General features: G+C 63.5%; 3 protein-coding genes. All 3 read right to left on the minus strand.

Annotated elements, in window-relative coordinates; genetic code table 11:
- Positions 1–96: 96 nt before the first annotated feature.
- From RI03_RS21015 to RI03_RS21025, 3 genes are read right to left on the minus strand one after another with little or no spacing between them, the layout of a single operon-like run.
- Complete coding sequence (locus tag RI03_RS21015; protein WP_010219737.1) at positions 97–1,665, minus strand: methyl-accepting chemotaxis protein; 1,569 nt, start codon at positions 1,663–1,665, stop codon at positions 97–99.
- Positions 1,666–1,704: 39 nt separating this feature from the next.
- Positions 1,705–2,013 (minus strand): hypothetical protein, encoded by a 309-nt coding sequence (locus RI03_RS21020; protein ID WP_138995794.1) that lies wholly within the window; start codon positions 2,011–2,013, stop codon positions 1,705–1,707.
- Positions 2,013–3,425: a methyl-accepting chemotaxis protein gene (locus tag RI03_RS21025; protein ID WP_138995795.1), complete on the minus strand. Its 1,413-nt coding sequence runs from the start codon at positions 3,423–3,425 to the stop codon at positions 2,013–2,015. Before RI03_RS21025 ends, RI03_RS21020 begins: the two co-directional genes overlap by 1 nt.
- Positions 3,426–3,707: the final 282 nt, after the last annotated feature.

Consider the following 3,707-nt stretch of genomic DNA (forward strand, 5'->3'; position numbering starts at 1 on the left):
CGCCGCATCGCCACCCGCTACGACAAACTCGCCACCAACTTCCTCGGCGCGATATACCTCGTAGCCGCCATCACCTGGTGGTTATGAGTCCTGACCCTAGACGGTGCGTTGCTTGGCGCCTCCTTTGCCGTTCAGCGCCTGCGCTGCGAGCGTTTCGGGGGAAGGCCGGAAATGCACCGGTTCGATCCGCCCCCTGTCGATCCGGAACAGGCCTGCCTCATCCGCCAATGCGCTCACTTCAGCGGTCAAATTGCGCGCCGCAGCCGAGGTTTCCTCGACCATCGCCGCATTTTGCTGCGTCGCCTTATCCATCGCCCCCAATGCCGCGCTGATCTCGGTGACGGCCTGTGATTGCGCGGCATTGTCGGTTGCCATGCCGGCCAGTAGATCGTGCACGCCGTCTACGTCGGTGGAGATGTTCTGCAGGGTTTCATCGACCTTGCGCACCGCCTTGACCGCGGTGATGATTTCGAGCTGCGTGACGCCGAGCTGACCCCGGGCGCGTTTGGCCTCTTCCTCAGCGCGCATGGCCAGTGCCGAGACAAGATCCGCCACGACCGCGAAACCTCGACCGGCATCGCCAGCACGACCAGCTTCGACCGCCGCGTTCATGGCAAGGACACGCGTCTGGAAGGCAATCTTGTCGAGCCCCTCGATCACGCTGTCTATGCCTCTTGCACTCTCGCTGACGCGGCTCATCGCCTGCACGGCTTCATCGGCGGTAGCGCGCCCTCCGGCGACCGTGGCGATCGCCTGGTCGGCGCATGCAACCGTGTTGGTCGCCGCCACGGTGGTGGCCTTGATGCGCGCGTCGACCTGAAACAATGCCGCCGATGTCTCTTCGAGGCTTGCAGCATTGCTTTCGGTGCGCCGGGCGAGATCTTCCGAGGCCTGTGCGATTTCGGCCGAAGTTCCCTTGATCCCCGCCGCGCTGTCGCTGACCGAGCCGATCAAGCGACGCAGACCGCGCAAGGCTTCGTTGAAGTTGGTCCGCAAGACGCCGTAACTGCCTGGATAGTGGGTCGTTATGTCGGCGGTGAGATCGCCTTCGGTCAACGCGGCGAGCGCCTCGCCGAGCGAGGTGGTCACCACGATGACCGCCTCGGCCTGAAGTGTACGCTCGGCCGCGAGCGCTGCTTCGGCGCGTTGCCGCTCGACGTCCTGCGCCTCGATCGCGGCGATTAGCGCGACGACGCGTTCGGCGACCCACATCAGGGTGGCGCCCTCGATGATCAGCACCACTGCGTGCAGCGCGATGCGACCGATCGAGCCGCCGCCGGTGAAGATCCAGTCGGGCAGCAACAAGCCGAGTCCGATATGATGTACCGCGATTACCGCAGCAGCAGCGCAGATCGCCTTCCAGTCGCACAGGATCGAGATGACCGCGAGCAAGGCGAAGAAGATCATATGCAGATCGACCTGCCAAGTGCGCCCTTCGACCGCGAACAGCAGAAGCGCCGGCATAACGACGACGGTTATGCTGGCCAGCATCCGCGCCTGCGCATCGGTGCGGCGTTGCAGGGCCAACATGCTCGGCAGGATAGCCAGCCCGACTGCGATGACTGCGGCCGGCAGCTTGCCCGGGATCGTGGCAAACAACACGGCCACGACGATCGTTAGGGCGAGAGTGACCGTCAGCCCGGCAAGCAGCCGAATACCGACCAATCGAAGCTGCGAAAGATTAATGGACTTCATCGTCATTCCTTAAGGTGTCTGGCGTCCACAACCGGCAGAGCGCGCCGCGATCAGAAGGGCGCCGTGAGAAACAGCAGGCAGCAGGAGAGTCCAAAGCGACCCTTTCACGACGATCGAGCCGGGATACGGCCCTCGCGCGACGGGCAAGGCGCCGGCTTCGAACGCCCAGCGAAAGGTGGTCGCGGCGTTGCCCGGAATGACGGGCAGGATCGCGATCGCGCCGCTCGCCGGCGGCACCAGCGTCGCGCCCATCCCAAGCATGATCAGCGACACTTGCACTACCGGCTGCCATATTCTGGAGCGTGCACGCACCTTCATCAGAAGGCGTTCCAATTGTCCTGTCCGGCACCGTCGGCAAGCGCCATCGCCGGCAGTGCCTTGACCGGCGAGCGATACGGCGGCGCCGCCTTCTTCTGCGCAGGCGCGGCAGCGCGCGGCACGCGGCGCACCGGGGTCGCATCCTCGGTCTTGAACATCGCCGCCTGCTTGGCGAGCGAGGTCACCTCTGTGGTGAGGTTGCGGGCTGCGGCCGATGTTTCTTCGACCATCGCGGCATTCTGCTGGGTCGATTGGTCCATCGCGCTGATCGCCGCGGTGATCTGCGTGATCGCGGTGGATTGCGCCGTGGCATCGTCCGCCATCGTGCCGAGCAGCTTATGCACCTCGCTCACGTCGCTCGAGATGTTGGCGAGTGCGCCGTCGACCTTCTGTACGGCCTGCACTGCGGTGACGATATCGGTCTGGGTGAGTGTCAGCTGGTCGCGCGCGCGCTTAGCCTCCTCCTCCGCGCGCATTGCGAGCGCGGAAACGAGATCGGCGACGACCGCAAACCCGCGGCCCGCATCGCCCGCCCGGCCCGCCTCGACCGCGGCGTTCATTGCGAGAACGCGCGTCTGGAACGCGATCTTATCGAGCCCCTCGATCACGCTGTCGATGCCCTTGGCGCTGTCGCTGACACGGCCCATCGCCTGCACCGCCTCCTCGGCGGTCGCGCGACCGCCGCCAACCGTTGCGATCGCCTGATCAGCTCGCGACACCGTCTGACCCGACGACAAGGCCGTCGCCTTCAGCCGCGTGTCGATCTGCACCAATGCAGCGCTGGTTTCTTCGAGACTGGCGGCACTGCCTTCGGTGCGGCGCGCCAAGTCTTCGGACGCCTGCGCGATCTCGTACGAGCCGGTACGGATCCCCTCCGCGCTCTCGGTCACACCGCTGATCAAGCCGCGCAAATTGGTCAGCGCCTCATTGAAGCTGGACTTGAGCGAGGCGAATGCCGACGGAAACTCGCAGTTGATTTCGGCAGTTAAATCTCCGTTGGCCAGGCTCTTCATATTGTCCGACATCGACCGAACACTGTCCGCGTTGGACTCGGCTTCGGCACCCAACTTGATTTGCATCGCCGCCGCGTCCTTGAAAATAACCATCGCCTTGGTCATCCTGCCGACGCAGTCATGATAGTCAGCGAACTCGATAGGGCTTGTCAGATCGTTGTCAGCAAGCGCCTCCATGCGGACAACGGTCGCAATATAGGGGCCAGAGATCGCTTCTCGAAAGCATAGACTCAGCGCAGCCGCACCGAGCATACAGACCAGAGAAATGGCAATAAATATTACATTGGGTCCAGCGATAAATATGCCTGAAATAGCAACGACCGCCGTCAGACAGGTTAGCGAGCCAAAGCTCAACAGAAGCTTTAATCTAATTGGCGCAATGCTCTTGAACCAGTTCATCATTTTGCTCCAAACTTTTGCCTAAAAGATATCTGATTGACATCAGAAGGCGTTCCAGTCGTCCGACGCATCACCACCGGCGGCGGCCTTGGCTGGCAACGCCGTGACGGGCGAACGGTAGGCTGAGGCCGGTGCCTTCGCCTTGGTCGCCTTGGGCGGTGCCGATATTGACCGCGCGGGCGCCGTGCGGCGCACGGGCGCCGCATCCTCGGTCTTGAACATCGCCGCCTGCTCGGCGAGCGAGGTCACCTCGGTAGACTGCCAAGGCACACAGGGGATAGG

The organism is Sphingomonas sp. PAMC 26621 (assembly GCF_000251145.1).
GTDB lineage: Bacteria > Pseudomonadota > Alphaproteobacteria > Sphingomonadales > Sphingomonadaceae > Sphingomonas.